11 protein-coding genes are annotated in these 17,654 nt (G+C 65.6%); 3 read left to right on the top strand and 8 right to left on the bottom strand.

Annotated elements, in window-relative coordinates; all coding sequences use genetic code 11:
• Positions 1-141: 141 nt before the first annotated feature.
• Positions 142-2,685 (top strand): sensor domain-containing protein, encoded by a 2,544-nt coding sequence (locus ABC969_RS01325; protein ID WP_345862433.1) that lies wholly within the window; start codon positions 142-144, stop codon positions 2,683-2,685.
• Between the two features lie 108 nt (positions 2,686-2,793).
• Here the strand turns inward: ABC969_RS01325 and ABC969_RS01320 are convergent, their stop codons facing one another.
• The 5 genes from ABC969_RS01320 to ABC969_RS01300 form a co-directional block, all read right to left on the bottom strand.
• Positions 2,794-4,365 (bottom strand): GH39 family glycosyl hydrolase, encoded by a 1,572-nt coding sequence (locus ABC969_RS01320; RefSeq protein WP_345862431.1) that lies wholly within the window; start codon positions 4,363-4,365, stop codon positions 2,794-2,796.
• Between the two features lie 160 nt (positions 4,366-4,525).
• Positions 4,526-4,795, bottom strand: coding sequence for a DUF3253 domain-containing protein (locus tag ABC969_RS01315; RefSeq protein WP_345862430.1), 270 nt, complete (start codon positions 4,793-4,795; stop codon positions 4,526-4,528).
• 9 nt (positions 4,796-4,804) lie between these two features.
• Entirely contained in the window at positions 4,805-5,635 is an 831-nt protein-coding gene (locus tag ABC969_RS01310; protein WP_345863782.1) for an aldo/keto reductase, read from the bottom strand.
• Positions 5,636-5,731: 96 nt separating this feature from the next.
• The gene (locus tag ABC969_RS01305) at positions 5,732-7,204 is read right to left on the bottom strand and encodes an alginate export family protein (protein ID WP_345862429.1); all 1,473 of its coding nucleotides are present in this window, start codon (positions 7,202-7,204) and stop codon (positions 5,732-5,734) included.
• Position 7,205: 1 nt separating this feature from the next.
• Positions 7,206-8,546 (bottom strand): dicarboxylate/amino acid:cation symporter, encoded by a 1,341-nt coding sequence (locus ABC969_RS01300; protein WP_345862427.1) that lies wholly within the window; start codon positions 8,544-8,546, stop codon positions 7,206-7,208.
• A gap of 278 nt (positions 8,547-8,824) precedes the next feature.
• Here ABC969_RS01300 and ABC969_RS01295 point away from each other — a divergent pair, with 278 nt between their 5' ends.
• Both ABC969_RS01295 and ABC969_RS01290 read left to right on the top strand, forming a co-directional pair.
• Entirely contained in the window at positions 8,825-10,507 is a 1,683-nt protein-coding gene (locus ABC969_RS01295; protein ID WP_345862426.1) for a sensor histidine kinase, read from the top strand.
• A complete protein-coding gene (locus ABC969_RS01290) occupies positions 10,504-11,805 on the top strand; it encodes a sigma-54-dependent transcriptional regulator (protein ID WP_345862425.1) in 1,302 nt (433 codons plus the stop codon). The genes ABC969_RS01295 and ABC969_RS01290 overlap by 4 nt, the downstream gene beginning before the upstream one ends.
• A 75-nt stretch (positions 11,806-11,880) precedes the next feature.
• Here the strand turns inward: ABC969_RS01290 and ABC969_RS01285 are convergent, their stop codons facing one another.
• The 3 genes from ABC969_RS01285 to ABC969_RS01275 all read right to left on the bottom strand — a co-directional run bounded on the left by ABC969_RS01285 (position 11,881) and on the right by ABC969_RS01275 (position 17,548).
• On the bottom strand, positions 11,881-12,930 hold the full coding sequence (locus ABC969_RS01285) for an aldose epimerase family protein (RefSeq protein WP_345862424.1): 1,050 nt from the start codon (positions 12,928-12,930) through the stop codon (positions 11,881-11,883).
• A 218-nt stretch (positions 12,931-13,148) separates the two neighbouring features.
• Entirely contained in the window at positions 13,149-13,544 is a 396-nt protein-coding gene (locus ABC969_RS01280) for a response regulator transcription factor (RefSeq protein ID WP_345862423.1), read from the bottom strand.
• Positions 13,544-17,548 (bottom strand): PAS domain S-box protein, encoded by a 4,005-nt coding sequence (locus ABC969_RS01275; protein WP_345862422.1) that lies wholly within the window; start codon positions 17,546-17,548, stop codon positions 13,544-13,546. Before ABC969_RS01275 ends, ABC969_RS01280 begins: the two co-directional genes overlap by 1 nt.
• Positions 17,549-17,654: the final 106 nt, after the last annotated feature.

Raw genomic sequence — 17,654 nt, 5'->3', positions numbered from 1 at the left:
GCTATTTCGCTTTGATTACCGGCCGCCCGGCGGCGGGACTGGCATTAAATGCGCCGTTTTGGGTCTTTAATCGGCGCTTAATCCGCGCAGTGGAAGGCTTACGACGCGCTATGGTGCAGCGCGTGTACAGGGGCCAAAGCTATGCGCCATTTGCTGACCAAAGACGCGTTTGCCAAGCGGTCGACCGGGCGCGACTCTCCGGCAGAGGGGGAGCGCGAGAGGATCGCCGCCGTGTCGCGTCGTCGCGACCTGCCGATGGCGCGCGACGAACTCGAAACCGTATTGGCGCGTGCGCGGGTCGGCATCCTGCATCGGGCGCTGGATGGCCATGTGCTGGTGGTCAACGAGGCATATTGCGCGCTAGTCGGGCGAAGCGCCGAGACGCTTGAGTATTTGCCGTTCGAACAGTTCACGTATCCTGCGGACAGAGAAAGCTCAATCCGCATCTATGGCGATCATCTGGCGACCGCCCAACCTTTCGAGATCGAGAAACGCTATATTCGGCCGGATGGTTCGGTGGTGTGGTGTTCGGTCCACGTGTCCTTTGTGGTCGACGCGGCTGGCCAGCCCCAATCCACCATCGTCATCGCATCGGACATCAGCGCGCGCCGGACGGCCGAACAGGAGCTGCGCGAAAGCGAGGAACATCTTCGCCATACAGTCGAGCTGAACCCGCAGATCACCTGGACCGCTTCGCCGGCCGGCGCGGTGCTGGAGGTGAGCGCCCGATGGTGCGAAGTGACGGGCATTCCGCGCGAGCACGCGCTGGGGGAATATTGGGTATCCGCGCTGCACCCAGACGATGTTGCACAAGTGCGCGCACAATGGGCGATCTCGGTGGCGAGCGGACTGCCGATCGATATTGAGTATCGGCTGAGGACCGGCGCGGGATCGTTCCGCTGGTTCCGTGCGCGGGCGGCGGCCAGAACCGACGCTGAAGGCCGTGTGGTCCGCTGGTACGGAACGTTGGAAGATGTGCATGATCGTCGGCTGGCCAAGGATGACCTGCGCGAGAGTGAAGCGCGGTTCCGGCTCGCCGCGCAGGCGGCGGAGCTGGGCATCTGGGACTATGACGCGGTCAGCAATGAGCGCGAGTGGTCCGATGATTTCAAGACGATGCTTGGCCTCTCGGCAGACGCCAGGCCGGATGTGGCGCTGGCGCTGGAGCTGGTCGTTCCAGCCGACCGACATCTGCTGACCGCGTTGGTCGAGGCGGCCCAAGCCGGGGACAGCAGCACGCGCTTTGAAGTCACCTTACGGATCCGTCGCGCCAGCGACGGGGCGGAACGCTGGATGCGCACTGCGGGTTGGCGCATGCATGCGTCGTCCGGGCGATTGACCCGCGTGCTCGTGACTATCCGCGACGTGACCGAAGAGCGGAACGCACAGGATCACATCCGCTGGACGGCCACGCATGACGCGTTGACGGGCGTCGCCAACCGGGCATTTTTCACCGATCAGCTAGAACAGGCGATTGCCCGGGCAACGCCCGGCCGCCAACTCGCGCTGGTGCTGCTCGATGTCGATCGGTTGAAGGAGATCAACGACACGATCGGGCACGATGCGGGCGATGTGCTGCTGGAGACCTTTGCCCGCAGGCTCGACCGCGCCTTTGCGCCGTGCGCCGTCACCGGCCGGCTCGGCGGAGATGAATTTGCCGTGCTGCTCGAGGGTGGGCTGCACGAGGACCTGGCGCAGCGCGTGAGTGCAGGGCTGGAGGTGCTCGGGGAATTAGTCGAATATGACGGGTATGCCTGCGAGACGCAGGCTACGGCGGGCCTTTCGCTATACCCGGCGCATGGCGCGACAGCCGCCGAACTGCTCAAATCCGCCGACATCGCGTTATATGCGGGCAAGGCGGGACGGCGCGGAGAAGTATCGGTCTTCGAACCCGTTATGCGCGCCGGGATGCAACGACGCGCCTCGATGCTGAACGTGGCGCGCATCGCGGTGCGCGATGATCTAGTGATGCCATATTACCAGCCCAAGATCGCGCTGTCAGATGGCCGTGTCGTCGGGTTTGAGGCGTTGCTGCGGTGGCGACACGAGGCGCTCGGCGTGCAGGGGCCGGACACGATCGCGGCCGCTTTCGACGATCTGCGGCTGGCCGCGGCGTTGAGCGACCGCATGATCGACAGCGTTGCGCGCGATCTGCGGTGCTGGCTGGACCAAGGTTTCGATCCGGGACGGGTGGCGATCAATCTGTCGCCGGCAGACTTTCGTCATGACCGGCTGGTGGAGCGCGTGCTGGAGCCGCTCAAAAGACACGGCGTGCCGCCGGCGCGGATCGAGCTCGAGATCACCGAGACAGTGCTGCTGGGGCGCGACACCGACAAGGTGGCGGCGACGCTGGCGGTTTTCCACGATCAGGGCGTGACGATTGCGCTCGATGATTTCGGCACTGGCTATGCCTCGCTCACGCACCTCAAAATGTTTCCCGTCGACGTTATCAAGATCGACCGAAGTTTCGTGGCAAGGGTGTGCGAGCAGCCCCACGATGCCGCGATCGTCGAAGCGATCATTGGGCTGGCGCATCGACTGCAGCTGGAAATCGTTGCCGAGGGCGTCGAACGTGAAGCACAGGCCGAGTATCTTGCCGCGCTGGGCTGCACGTACGGGCAGGGCTATCTGTTCGGGCGGGCCGTTCCGGCAGACGCCATCGCAAAATTGCTCAGCTGGAGCTGAGGTCGCCGACATTGCGGTTCCGGCTGACGCGGGCCGCGATGACCGGCGCTTGCGCGCCAGCGGGCCCGACATGCCGTGCCGGACCCGCAAACGCGCTTGCAGGGGGCGTTAGGACGGCGTCAGCTCGACCATCACGACATCATGATCGCGCATCGGGAGGTCCAGCGTGGCAATGCCGCCGGCGGTGACAGACACAGTGCTGATGACCGGCGCGTCGCTGGTCAGCGCCTGAAGCTGCTGAACCTGCGCTGCGCTCAACTGCGCCGGACGCCCCATTTCGAGATAAACGGTATAGGCGTCGTTTTGCCGGAAGCCGGTCCGGCGGATGGCGGCGCGATACCGGCCAGGCTTCAAGCCACCAACGCGTAGCGCCAAGGGGGCCGCGGCGGCGGGCGCGCGGACCTTGGTGAAGAAAGGCCGGTTGCTGACGGGCTGATCGGGGAGCACGTCGCGCCACGCCAGCACTTGTACGGTCTGGCCCTTGAGCGCGGCGATGCTCTGCGCGTCGCCCGTCGGCAGTTCACGGTCGCCAAGTTCGTTCAAATATTTGAACGCGAACCACGAGGCCTTGCGGATGCCCTGCGGCGTCATCAGCCCGAAGCCGCCCTCGAACGGTTTGGTCTGCGGGCCAGGCTCCTCGAACAGATCGCTATAGGTCCAATAGCTCATCCCCTGCGCCAGCCCCTCACTGCCGCGCAGCTTGGAGAGGATATAGGCGGCGCTGAAATAATCGTCGTGGATCGGATCGCGCGGGCTGTAGCTCGTGCTCCATTCGGTGAAGAACAGCGGCAGCCCGGGCCGCGCCGCATCGATCTGCGCGCGCACGGCGCGGACGTCCTGAACCACTGCGTCCGGATTGCGCGAGAGCTTGTTGTCGCCCTCGCCCTTCTCATCGAGGAAGCCGCCCTCGACGCCGTAAGTGTGCGTGGCGATGAAATCGACCGGCAGCTTGTTGGCTGCGGCATAAGCGAGCAATTCGGGCACCCAAGCCGCACCGGCCGAGGCGGGGCCGCCGACGCGCAGCGCAGGGTCGATCGCCTTGATGGTGCGCACGGTGCGACCGTAATATTCGAAATAGGCCTTCTGGTCGGCACCTTCCCAAAAGCCGGCGAGATTGGGCTCGTTCCAGAATTCGAAATACCAGCTGCGCACTTCCGCCGCACCATAACGCTTGATCACATGGCGGACAAAGGCATCGACCAAAGCGGTCCATTTCTCCGGCTGCGGATGCGAAGTGTTGCCCTTCCAGTAGAAGATCGTCTGATCGGACGTCTTCATAGCATCCGGGGTGAAGCCGAGCTCGACGAACGGCTTGATCTTCATGGCGAGCAGCTTGTCGTACAGCGCGTCGGTCCGGGTCCAATCGTATTGCGGCTTGCCGTTTACCTCGCGATAGACGCCGAGCTGATCGGCAAAGATGTTATGAAAGCGAATGTAGCGAAATCCGAGCTCGCGCGCGGCGATGCGCAATTGCGCAAGGCTATCGGCCCGCTCGAGCGTGCCGGGAAAGTCCGCCCCGACCGACATCTGCGCCATCCGATCGCGTGTCTTGCTCGCGCCGTGTGCATCCAGCGCGATCGTGCGCTGGCCGGGCTGTGCCGCCTGTTGCGCGTGAAGCCCGGTGGGCAAAACAGTGGCCGCCAGCAGCAGGCCGAGCATCTTGAGCGATTTCGTCCGCATTCTTATTCCTCCCCAATCCACATTCTCGCCGACGGCGTTTTGCGGTACCGCTACCATACAGGCCGAACGCCGTGGGGCAACGCCTGCGTCGGCTTTCCTGAGGGTAATCGTGCCGCCAGCGGCCACATTGCCCCGATGCCTCGCTGCACCGCGGCCATGCTCAGCCGCGCGGCGGTCGGCCAATGCGATACGGCCCGGCGCGCGCCGCGAGCACGCGTCCTTTCCAGCTCAGCTGCACGCGCCCGTCTGCCAGCAATCGGTCGACTGCCGCATGCACCAGCGGCATGGCACTGCGCCAGGCCCCGGCGGTCGATGTCGCATCCGTGGGCGTAAGCGTGCGAGCCACCTCGCTGGGGCAGACGGTCGCTCCCGATGATCGGCCGGCCAGCAACGCGAGCGTCGCATCACGCGCGGCATCATCAACGTTCATGGCGGGGGCTCACAGCATTTCGAGCGGGCGAGGGCGGGAAGGCCGCGGGAAGGCCGCGTCGAGCGCCGCCAGATCGGTGTCCGCCAGGTCGAGATCGGTTGCTGCGCGGTTTTCGTGGACATGATCGACCGTCCCGGCCTTGGGGATGGCGATCACGCTGCCGCGGTGCATCGTCCAGGCCAGCGCGACCTGCGCCGGCGTGGCATTGATGTTGCGCGCCACGTCCGCCAGCGCGGGGTGCCCGAGCAGCCGGCCTTGTTCGACCGGGCTATAGGCCATCACCGGGATGGCATGATCGTGCAGCCATGGCAGCAAGGCGTGTTCCGGGCCGCGGCGCGTGAGATTGTACAGGATCTGGTTCGTTGCGCAGCCCCCACCGCCCGCTGCGGCGAGCTCGATCATGTCATCGGTATCGAGATTGCTGACGCCCCAGTGGCGGATTTTGCCCGCCGCCTTGAGTGCCTCCATCGCCTCGACCGTCTCCGCAAGCGGCACCGATCCGCGCCAGTGCAGCAGATACAGATCGAGCCGATCGGTCCCCAGCCGCTTCAGGCTCGCCTCGCAAGCGCTGGCCAGGCGCGCGCGCGACGCGTTTTGCGGATAGGCCTTGCTCACCAGGAACAGGCGCTCGCGCACCGCACCCAGTGCTTCGCCAATCAACCGCTCCGCGGCGCCTTCGCCATACATTTCGGCGGTATCGATAACCGTCATGCCAAGCTCAACACCGGTGCGCAGCGCAGCGATCTCGGCGGCGCGCCGGTCAGCGCGTTCGCCCATCATCCAGCTGCCCTGACCCAGCGCGGGCAGCTTTTCGCCACTGGGCAACATCACGCTTTTCATCATCCACCTCGCCAAACGAACGGAGGCTGAACGCGGGGTCGGCGCTTCCGACGCATCGACCGGCGGATTTAATCACTCCGTGCTGGCAACATCGCCCTAGAAGCGGAAGCTTAGCCATCCCGCCAAAAAGTCTGAACTGCTGTAGCCCGCCTGGGTCAGCGACGGGCCGGCCTCGAGATGTTCGTAGCGACCGGTGAACGACAGCCGCGAGGCGATCGACCAGACCAGTTGCAGCCGGCTGACATTGCCGATCTTGCGATTGGCGACATTCTGCGTGCCGGCGAACGGCTGGCCGTTGGCGCGGTAGACCGCGTCGTCCGCGGCATCCCGCCAGGCGAGCTGATATTCCGCAGTGAGCCGCACCTTCTTGATCGGCGTGAAGCTGACATTGGGCGCCAGCGCGATCAGATTGGAGGGCGTCAGCGACAATTGATAACTGTAATAGATGTTGTTGCCGAACGGCGCATAAGCGTTGCGCAACGTACGCCCGCCATAACCCCCGCCACCGCTGGCATAATCGGCATGGAAGCCGATACGCGGCGCGGTGGCGCCTTTGCCGATGCGGTAGGTCTGCGCGAAAAAGCCGTGCCAGGCATTGATATCCTGATCGATATAGCTGCCCCATTGATGGTTCACCGACCAGTCGATCGTCAGCGGCCCGGCATCGCCCCACAAGCGCGCGCCGCCATAATAACGCCGCGCCGGGCCGATGCGGCCACCCCATGCGCCGACATCGTTGCGCCGGCGCCACAGGAAGGGATCGAAATAGAGTTTCGAGCCGCCGAACCAAGTGGTCGGCACGACGGCGCCCAGGGTGACGCCGGAAAAGCGCCGCGCCGGATCGTTGACGTCGTCATCGGTGCCCAGATCGCCATAAGCGGTGGGCTTGAGATCGAACACGTCGACGCGCACCGTGTGGCCCCGCGCCCAGGCGCGGATGCCGTTCAGCGTATAGCGGATCGTATTGTTGTCGCGCTGCGACAGCAGCAGGTTCGAGCCGTCGGTAAACTCCTGCCGCCCATAACGCGCGCCGATCGCGACGCCGCCGACCTCCGCGTCCGCCTCGGCAAAATATTGCTGGAAGACGAGATCGTTGCGCAGCGTCGCGGCAGGGGCGCCGAGTTGCCGCCCGCTGATTCCGCCATGCGCCACTTCGCCGAAGAAGCGCAGGTGCGGGCCGACATGTAGATCGGCACCGACGAACACGCGGTTGATGTCCTGCCGCTGGTGCGGCGTCTCGCGCAGATTGGGGTTGCTGGTCATGTTGACGCGGAACCGGGCCTCACCCGACAGCGTGACATAGACATCGCCATCACCGTCGAGCGGCAGGAATTTGAGCCGGTCGAGCGGATCGTCGCGCTTGGCCGGATCGCGCAGCGCGCTCCAATCCTCGGCCCAGCGCGAGAGGTTATAGCCGTTGCTCGTCGCGCCATCGCCGGCCGCCGCGGCGGGATAGTCGTTGGCGGCGGGGCTGGCGGCGGCCGCGGTCTGCGCCTGAGCGGGCGCGGCGAAAAGCAAAGCGATCGGGGCCGTGGCGCCGAAAGCGCGGAACGGGTGCTGGAGGGCCATATTATTCGGCCGGTACAGCGTCGGCCGCCATTTCGTCGACGCGCGGGCTTTGCCCGCAGATGGCGCGACGGAACTGCTCCATATCCATCCGCCCCTCCCAACGTGAGACGACCACCGTCGCCACGGCATTGCCGATGAAGTTGGTGAGGCTCCGGCATTCGCTCATGAAGCGATCGACGCCGAGGATCAGCGCCATGCCCGCGATCGGCACGCTCGGCATGATCGAGAGCGTGGCGGCGAGCGTGATGAAGCCCGCGCCGGTTACGCCCGCCGCGCCCTTCGACGACAGCATCGCCACGCCGAGCAGCAACAATTGCTGCCCCAGCGTGAGATCGACGTTGCACGCCTGCGCGATGAACAACGCCGCCAGCGTCATATAGATATTGGTGCCATCGAGATTGAAGGAATAGCCGGTCGGCACGACCAGCCCGACAACCGATTTGGGGCAGCCGGCGCGCTCCATCTTCTCGATCAGGCTGGGCAACGCGCTTTCCGAGCTCGACGTGCCGAGCACGAGCAGCAGCTCCGCCTTGAGATAGCCGATCAGCTTGAAGATCGAAAAGCCCGCCCAGCGCGCCACCAGCCCCAAAACGACGATCACGAACAGCAGCGAGGTGAGATAGAAGGTGCCGACCAGCATCGCCAGATTGGCCAGCGTGCCGACGCCGTAGCGCCCGATCGTGAAGGCCATGGCGCCAAACGCGCCGATCGGCGCGACTTTCATGACGATGGCGACGACCTTGAACACCGCGATCGACACGTCTTCCAGCGCATGCAGCAGGCGCGTGCCGCGATCGCCGATCATTGCCAGCCCGACGCCGAACAGCACCGCGACGAACAAGGTCTGTAGGATATTGCCGTCGGTCAGCGCGGACAGGAACGTGTCGGGAATGATCCCGGTGAGGAACCCGGTGAGCGTGGTTTCATGCGCCTTGCTGGCATATTCGGCGACCTTGGAGGCGTCGAGCGTGGCCGGATCGATGTTGAGCCCGGCGCCTGGCCGCACGACATTGGCGACGATCAGACCGATGATCAGCGCGAGCGTGGAAAAGAAGAAGAAATAGGCGAATGCCTTGCCCGCCACGCGTCCGACCGAGGCCAGATCGCGCATCCCGGCGATACCGGTGACGATCGTCAGGAAGATCACCGGGGTGATGATCATCTTGACCAGCTTGATGAACGCATCGGCGACCGGTTTCAGCGCCTCGCCCGTGGTCGGGGCGAAATGGCCGAGCAGTATGCCGGCGACGATGGCAACCACGACCTGGGCATACAAGTGGCGGTACCAGGGGCGATGCGCCGCGCTGGACCTGTCGGTGGCGGAGTGCGAAATGGGAATCATCGGCCTTGCGTCCTCGTCCGGGATGAAGCGCCGCTGTCGGGCGGGTGTATGAGGAAGCGGTTTGCGGCAAGCCGGGTGGCGGGCGGCACAATAAAGCCATGGTTTGATAAGACTCTATAATCAAGAGATAATATACCCTGTGGCGCAACGCATCGCGAGCATTTTAGGGCAGATTTCGGCACAGCACTTATACGCATAGTGTCAAAAGTTGCATATCTGCTGCGACCGCTTATGCCGAGCCAATGGTGTGGCAGGATCGATTACGCGAGGGGCGTTGGGTGCTGGGCGCCGTGGTGCTGGCGCTGCTCGCCGCGTTGCTCGCCGGGGGCATCGCCGAGCATCGCGTGGTCGCCGCAGCGCGCGTGCAGGCCAAAACTGACGCGCGGCTCCGCGCCGCGTTGCTCAACAGCGAGGTCGCGCGGTTTCGTCTGTTGCCGATGACCCTGGCTGACGACCGCGATGTGGTTGCCGCGATCGATCGTCCGGCGGGGGACATGGGCGCGCTCAATCGCAAGCTCGAAGCGCTCGCGCGAGTGACCGGTGCGCCGACAATTTATGTGATCGGTGCCAATGGCGTGACCATCGCGGCAAGCAACTGGCGGACGCGATATAGCTTTGTCGGGGCGGATTATCGCTTTCGCCCGTATTTCCGCGAGGCGCGCGCGCGCGGCGAGGGCAGCCAATATGCGCTCGGCACGGTGAGCGGGCGGCCTGGCCTGTATCTCGCGCGGCGCACCGCCAATGGCGGCGTGATCGTGATCAAGCTTGAATTCGATCGGATCGAGCGCGCCTGGGCCGAGGCGGGCGGCATCACGCTGGTGCGCAATCCGCTGGGCGTGGTGCTGGTGACCAGTCGGCCGGCCTGGCGCTTCACCGCGAGCACGCCGCTCTCCGCGCCCGATGAGGTTCGCTTCCGTGCGGAGACGCGCGTGTCGGATGGGGCACTGGTCAGGCTGCCGGTGGCCCCCGCTGGTGACGATCGCTTCACCAGCGGCGCGGCGCGGTTCGTCGGGCAGGACGTGGCGACCGCCCAACCGGGCTGGCGGCTGACCTTGCTTGAGCCGATCGGGGCGGCCATCACTGCCGGGCGGCGCGCGGCTTCGCTCAGCGCCGCGCTGGCGACGATCGCGCTGGCAGCGGTGGCCTGGATGCTGCGGCAGCGCGCGACGCTGGCGCGCCGCCGCACCAGCGAACTGGAGGCTGCCGTGGCGCAGCGCACCGCCGATCTGCGCCGCGAAATGGATGAACGTGCCGACAGCGAGGCGCGCGCCGCCGATCTGCGCGAGGCGCTGCGCCAGGCCAATCGGCTTGCCTCGCTGGGCCAGATCACCGCCAGCGTGGCGCATGAAACCGCGCAGCCGGTGGCAGCGATCCGCGCCTATGCCTCTTCGGGGCGGACCTTGATCGATCGCGGCGCACTGGATGAGGCGCGCGGCAATCTTGCCGCTATCGACCGCCTGGCGGAGCGGATCGGCGCGGTCACCGCGCAGCTGCGCGGATTCTCGCGCCGGCAGCCGGGTGATTTGCGGGCCGTTCGGGTCAGCGAAGTGATCGAGGGCGCGCTGTTGATCCTGAAAGAGCAATTACGTCGCGTCACGCTCGACTTACCGGGACCCGACCCGACGCTGGCAGTGATCGGCGGCAAGGTGCGGCTCGAGCAGGTTCTGGTAATCCTGATGCAGAACGCGGCCGAGGCGATCGCCGACGGCGCCGACCGGCGCATCGCGCTGACGTTGGCGCGTGATGCGGCGCATGTTCGGCTTACCGTCACGGATTCCGGGCCGGGTCTCGCCGCCGATGTCGCCGCGCGGTTGTTTACGCCTTTCGTCACGACGCGCGCGCAAGGGCTGGGGCTGGGGCTGGTGATCGCGCACGATATCATGGAGGAACTGGGCGGCTGGCTCCGGCTGCTCCCGTCCGACGCCGGCGCGCGGTTCGAAATCGGGATGCGGCGGGCATGACCGCTGCGCCGCTCGCCCCGGGACTGCCTTGTGTGGCGTTGATCGACGACGATGACGATCTGCGCGCCGCCACCACGCAATTATTGTCGCTGCACGGCTTCACGGTGCGCGCCTTTGCCGACGCCGACGCCGCGCTGGCCGTGATCGACGCCGATTTTGCCGGGGTTGTGATCACCGATGTGCGCATGCCCGGCATGTCTGGCATCGAATTGTTGCGGCTGTTGCACGATCGCGACGCGGAGCTGCCCGTCGTCCTGATCACCGGGCATGGCGATGTCGAGATGGCAGTCAGCGCGCTCAAGGCCGGGGCATGGGATTTCCTGACCAAGCCGTTCGATCCCGAAGCGCTGATCGCGGCCGCGGTGCGCGGGGCCAAGGCGCGCGCGCTGACGCTGGAAAACCGGCACTTGCGCGCGGCGGCGGATGCGGCGGCGGGTGACGCGCTGATCGGCGACAGCCCGGCGATGCGCCGGCTGCGCACGATGATCCCGATGCTCGCCGATGCCGCGCTCGACGTGGTGATCGAGGGCGAGCTTGGCACCGGCAAGGAGCATTTCGCGCGGCTGGTGCACCGCGCCGGGCGGCGCGCGCGGCATCGCTTCCTCAAGATCGATTGCGCCACGGTGACCGCGCCGCTGATCGAGCGCGACCTGTTTGTGCGCAACGGGGTGATCGCGCGGGCGGATCGCGGCACGCTGTTTCTCGACAATCTGGCCTGGGCGAGCGACGATCTGCAGCATCGGCTTGTGCGGCTGGCGGAAACGCGTGCGGTGGCGCTGGAGGCGCGCGATCCCGATCCGGTCGATCTGCGCATCATCGCCTCGCTGGAGGAAGGTGCGCGGGAGCGCGTGTCGCCGGCCTTGTATCATCTGCTGGCCGGCGTGCCGCTGCGCATGCCGCCACTGGCCGAGCGCGCGGCCGATATTCCGCTGCTCTTTGCGCATTTCATGACCAGGCTGGCGCAGCATCATGGCCGCGCCGTGCCCCCGCTGGCCGATCACGCGCACCGCCTTGCCGTGCGCGCCTGGCCGGGCAATGTGCTGGAGCTGGAGAAGACCGCCGAGCGGATTTGCCTCGGGCTGGATGACAGCATTGCAGCCTCGGCGCCCGGGCTGGCGCCGTTGCCGGTGCGGCTCGATGCGTTCGAGCGGGCGGCGATCATCGATGCGGTGACGGCGGCCAATGGCGAGATCGCGGCCGCGATCGAAACGCTGCAATTGCCACGCAAGACCTTCTATTATCGCGTCAAACGGCTGGGCATCGATCTGCGCGCGCTTCGGCGGCAAGCGGCGATGTGATCAGCCGGCGGGCCATGTTCGGCACGTTAACGCTCGTCGGCGTTGGAGCGAGCGCGCTGCCCGGAGGCGCGCGCCTCAGCGCTTCACGCCAAAACGCCAGATCGTGGTCGAACGGAAGATCTGGCCGGGGCGAAGCACCGTGCTGGGAAATTCCGGATGATTGGGGCTGTCCGACAAGTGCTGCGTTTCCAGCGCCACGCCGTCATAAGCCTTCATGAATTTGCCGCTCGGGCCACGATCCTGACCGTCGATATAGCCGCCGGTATACACCTGGATCGAGGGTTCGGTGGTCTCCACCGTCAGTGTGCGGCCGGAAGCGGGATCATCGAGCCGCGCCACCGGCGCCAGCGCGCCAAGTGGCTTATCGAACAGCCAGGCGTGGTTGTAGCCGCGCGCTCCCATCGGTGCCACGCGGCTGTCGATTCCCATGCCGAGCGGGCGCGGCGTGCGCAGGTCGAGTGGGGTCCCGGCGACCGGGGGGAAAGCGCCGGTCGGAATGCCGCCGGCATCGGTCGCCACATAACGCGTCGCCATCAGCTGCAGACGCTGGGCGCGGATCGAACCGCTGCCTTCGCCGGCGAGATTGAAATAGGCATGATTGGTGAGATTGAGTGCAGTGGGCTTCGACGTGCGCGCCTCATAATCGATGCGCAGCGCCGTGCGACCGATCAGCCGATAGGTCACCGCGACCTGCAGGCGACCGGGGAAATTCTGGAAGCCGTCCGGGCTGTCCAGCGTGAAAGTGACGGCGCGGCGATCGACCTTGCGCACCGACCAAAGCTGCGTATCGAATTTCGCGCGCCCGCCGCCGTGCAGCGCGTTGGGGCCGTCATTGGCGACGAGCTGCACCGGCGTGCCGTCGATCGAGAGACGCGCGCCAGCGATGCGCCCGGCATAGCGCCCGATCGTTGCCCCGAACGAAACCTTGTCATTTTTCGCGCGGAACTCGGCCGGCGTGGCAAAGCCGAGCAACACATTGGCGCTTGTGCCGTCGCGGTCGGGCACCTTGATCTGGGTGACGGCAGCGCCGAACGGGATCAGGCGCACGACCATCGCGCCATCGCGCAATTCGATCACGCCATCGTCCATCTGCGCGCTCGCCGGGGTCGCAAGAGTAAGGGCCAAGCCGACGATCACTTCCTTGCGCATTCTTTCCTCCGCTTGGCTGTCCTCGCACCGCCATTACCACTCGGTGCCCAAGCACGGCTTGTACAGCGGGCGGAGCAGAACCGAAGAGCGAAAGGGCCGGCTGTGTATTCGGTAGCTCTGCTGCCAGACCAGTTGCCAGGGCAAAAGTTGCGGGCGGGCAGCATCGGGCACGGCACCGGGCGGGCCTCGTTGGGCTAGGGCCGCGTGAGGGCGGGGCTGGTCTGTCGCCGCGCCAACAGTTCTTCCACGCGGAACACGAACTCGTCTGGGTCGAAAGGCTTTTTCATATAGTCGTCCGCGCCGGCAAATCGCGCCATTTCCTCATCTTGCGCGCCGCGCCGCCCGGTAAGCATCATCCCCGGCAGGTCCCAAAATGCCTCCATCTTGCGCAATTCGCGCAGCACCAGCACGCCGGACATGCCGGGCATGCTGCAATCCAAAACGAGCAGGTCAGGCCGCCGGGCCTTTACGATACGCAGCGCTTCGGCGCCGTCCTGCACCAGACCGGCGCCATGGCCGTAAGCCATGAGCGCATCGCACGCGATCGCGCCAGTGATCTCGTCATCTTCCGCAACTATTATCAGCGCCACTATACGTCTTTCGTTGCCGCACCCGATACATGGTCATGCGGCGTCTCGCGCGAGTCTGCCGCGGTGGTGAGCAGCGCGGCGCTCTGGATAAAGCGCTCGCGTCTTTCGGCAGAGGCCCAAGTACTCAATCCCTCTTCCAATGCGCTGGCATGATCCCCCAGCGTTTTTTCGCCGAACATGCCTGCGGTGCCGGCCAATTTGTGCAACAGCCCGGCCACCGTTTCGCTCTCGGCATCGGTGAAGGTGCCACGTTCGATCAGCGCCGCGATCTGTTCAAGCGTTCGTGCACGATGCTCGGCATATTTGGTCTGCGCCGCGGCGCTGAGTTTGAAGCCGGTTTTGGGCCGGCGGATCCTTCCTGGCGCTGGTCGGGGAAGCGCCCAGCGCTCCACCGCGGCCAACAATGTGTCCATCGACATCGGCTTGGCGATGTGATCATCCATCCCCGCCTCGCGACAATTGTCGAGATCCGATCCGAAGGCATTGGCGGTGAGCGCCACGATGGGCAGCCGGCGCGCGCCCGGCATTTCCATTGCGCGGATCGCTCGGGTCGCGGCCAGCCCGTCCATCACGGGCATCTGTATGTCCATCAGCACAATGTCGAACGGTGTGCCATCCTCGGCCAGACTGGCGCGCACCGCAGCGACGGCCGCCCGGCCGTCCTCGGCCAGCACCACATCATGCCCTCCCTGCGCCAGCATTGCCTGCAGCAGCAACTGATTGACCTCGTGATCCTCCGCCAGCAGCACCTGGCACGGCTTCCCGCCCGCTTGCCTAGTCGCCGCGCTCGCTTGCGGCTCGGTCGCCACGGGCATGCTGGCGACCGTCATCGGGAGCAGCAGCGTGACGGTCGTGCCTTGGCCGATGACACTTTCCAGCTTGATGCGGCCGCCCATCAGCGTCGCCAAGCGATTGCTGATCGCCAAGCCCAGCCCAGTGCCGCCGTAGCGGCGCGTGATCGTTTGATCGGCTTGGACGAATTCGGCGAAGATCATGCTCTGGCGTTCGGGCGCGATGCCGATGCCGGTATCGCGCACGGCAATCGCAAACCACGGTTGTCCGCGTTCCTGAAGCGTCCGCAGGGTAACGGTGATGCCGCCTGTCTCGGTAAACTTGATGGCGTTGCCGATCAGGTTGAGCACGATCTGCCGAATCCTCAGCCCGTCTCCGAGCACGAAGCGCGGGACATCGGGGGCAACGGACACGTCGAAGGTCAGACGTTTTTTGGCGGCGCTTGGCCCCAGCAATCGCGCGGAGGCGCGCAGCGCGTGGGGGAGTTCGAATGGCTCGCTGCTGACGTCGAGCTGCCCCGCTTCGATCTTGGACAGATCGAGAATGTCGTTAAGCAATTTCATCATCGCCTTGCCGCTATCGGCGATCAATTCGGCATCGCGGCGCTGATCCGGGGACAGGTCACTGGCCAGCAGCAATTCGGCGAACCCGATCACGCCGATCATCGGCGTGCGAATCTCGTGGCTCATATTGGCGAGAAATCCGGCCTTGGCGAGCGAGGCGGCCTCGGCATCGGCCTTCGCCGCGGTGAGCTCGGCCTTGATCGCAACCTGCTGCGAGACATCACGCCACACGCTGACGAAGCACAGCGAGTTATCGACTTCGGCCAGCCCCGAGCTGGCCTCCAGCCAAGCATAGTCGCCGTCGGCGCGGCGCATGCGGAAGTGGATCGAGGTGTGCGCCCCGGCGTCGCCCGCATAAAGCGCAGTGGCATACGCATTGATGCGGGCGTAATCGTCCGGGTGCACACGCGCGAGTGGCCTTGTGCCGATCAATTCCTCCGGCGCGATGCCGAGGATGGCGGCGGATGCCGGCGACATGAACAAGCAGACGCCGTGGCCGCTGATCAACGTGATCATATCGCTGGCCCGTTGCGTGATAAGCCGGAAGCGCGCCTCGCCACTGCGCAGCGTTGCCTCCGCCAGCGCGCGTTCCGTGACATCCTGAAGCACACCGAACATGCCGATCATCGTGCCGGTCTCGTCCAACTCGACCTGCCCTTGCGCCACGATATGGCGCACCGCGCCATCGGGGCGGATGATCCGCGCCTCGCATTCGAAATCTTTCTGATCGGCGACCGCCTGCGTAAGCAGCGCGGTCACGCGGGCACGATCATCAGGATGATAGAAATGCATCGCCTGATCGACCGCGGGCGGCTTGCCGACGGGTAAGCCGTGGATGCGAAACATTTCATCGGACCAGATGACACTGTCGTTATCCAGCGCGAAGCGCCAATGCCCGAACGACGCCATCGTTCCTGCCATCCGGAACAGACGATTGTTTTCACGGACGCGCTGATGCGCCACCGCGGCATCGGCCTCAAGCAACTTCCGCACCGAGATGTCGCGGACGGAAACCACGAATTCGCACGGCCGATCATTGCTGTCGCGGATCAGGCGAAACACGCCTTCGACCCAGATTGCCCGGCTACCAAAGCGACGCTGACGATAGCTGAGCGTTTGATCCGGGGCGCCCGCCAGCAACGCGGTGAAGACCTCAGATACCTGCTCTACATGCTCTGACACGACGTGTTCGGCATAAGGCGTATCGACGAGTTCTGCGGGCGCGACACCAAGCAATCGCAGCGCCGCCGGGGTCACCGATCGGAAGCAGCCGTCGATGCCGATGCGTGCAATCATGTCGCTCGTATTTTCCGCCAGCAGGCGGTACAGGCGCTCGCTTTCCGCGATCTTGGCTTGCGCGAGCCGGCGCTGGGTCACGTCGGCGATCGAGCCGTAGCTGCCCACGACCGTGCCCGCCGCATCGCGCAGCGTGGTGAGGTGCACGGCCGCCCAACGCATGCCATCGCCGCCAATGAACCGGAGTTCCGCGCGGCTGAAGCCACCTTCCGTCTGCCCGGCGGCGCGGGCGGCCGCGTCGAGCTTGGCCCATTCCTTTGCTGGGAACCACAGATTGGCGCAGTGGCCCAGACTGGAGGTGATATCCTCGCCGGTCAGGTGTACCCAGGATTCGCTTAAAAATGTCCAGTGCCCGGCGGCATCGGTTTCAAAGATCACATGCTGTGCTCGATCGACGATGCGCCGGTGCCGCGCGTCGCTGCGTTCGTGCGCCGCCATCAAATGCGCGCGCTGCTCAAGCGCTCCCGCGACGGGCAAGGACATCAGAAAGGTGGCAGCGAGATACAGCTGGAAGAACTGAAATTGGGACGCCTGCGACAGGCTCGTCATCATGACCGGGCCATGTCCGCTAGCGGTCGCCACCCAGCCGATCACCGCCACGATAGCAATCGACAATGACGCGCCGCGCCGGCCAAGTTTGAATGTGGCGAGGAGGATGGGTAGTGCGGGAAGGAACAATAACGGCAACTTCGTTTGCCAGAAGACGGTCGCGGTGGTCACCGCGACCGCGAGCAGCAAGGCGCCACCGCCGCCCCACAGGCCAGCGAACAGGGACGTGGCGCGGCTGGCACCGTTGCGATCGTGCAGCAACAGCACGATCGGGCTGGCGATCAGTGTGCCAAGCCCATGCCCGACGCTCCAATCGGTATAAGTCTGCAGCCAGGGATGGCCGAGCGCAAACCACATTACGGTGGCAGCGATCAATCCGCTGGCCAGCGGCACGACGAGCCCGACGATTGCGGTGAAGGCAACCACGGACCCCGACGTTTCGAAATAGCGGCCATCGGGCAGAAAGCGGCGGAGCAGCTGCGCGCCCAGCGCGGCTTCGCCGATGCTGGCGATGCCGAGCAGAGGGGCCGCCCACAAGACCGGGCCGAACAGCATGCTGGCCGTGATCGAGGCGAGCAGCGGCCCGAGCAGCGCGCCCCCCCAGCGATCCATTTTCGTGGCGCACAGATGCATGACCAACGGCGCATTGGCGAGCCACAGCAAGGCGACCCCGCCATTGAAGCGGGTCAGCACGATCGCCGCGGAGGCCAGCACGAAATAGCCGACGGCTACTTTCACGTCATTGGCTGTGGGCACCGCGATGGCGCGCGCGGCGGCCGCGCGAAGCACGCCGAGCGCGGTCAATTCAACGATCCGATGGACATCCGTGCCGATGGAGACGGCGCGCTGCCTTTGCGGCGCAGCATAAGCCGGGCGCTGCGCGAGCGCAGGCCAGAAACGCCTCGGCGTG

Origin of the sequence: Sphingomonas qilianensis, from assembly GCF_039614825.1 — a bacterium.
GTDB lineage: Bacteria > Pseudomonadota > Alphaproteobacteria > Sphingomonadales > Sphingomonadaceae > Sphingomonas > Sphingomonas qilianensis.
Note: the sequence above shows the minus strand (reverse complement) of the source record. Positions and strands in the feature narration are given on the sequence as shown.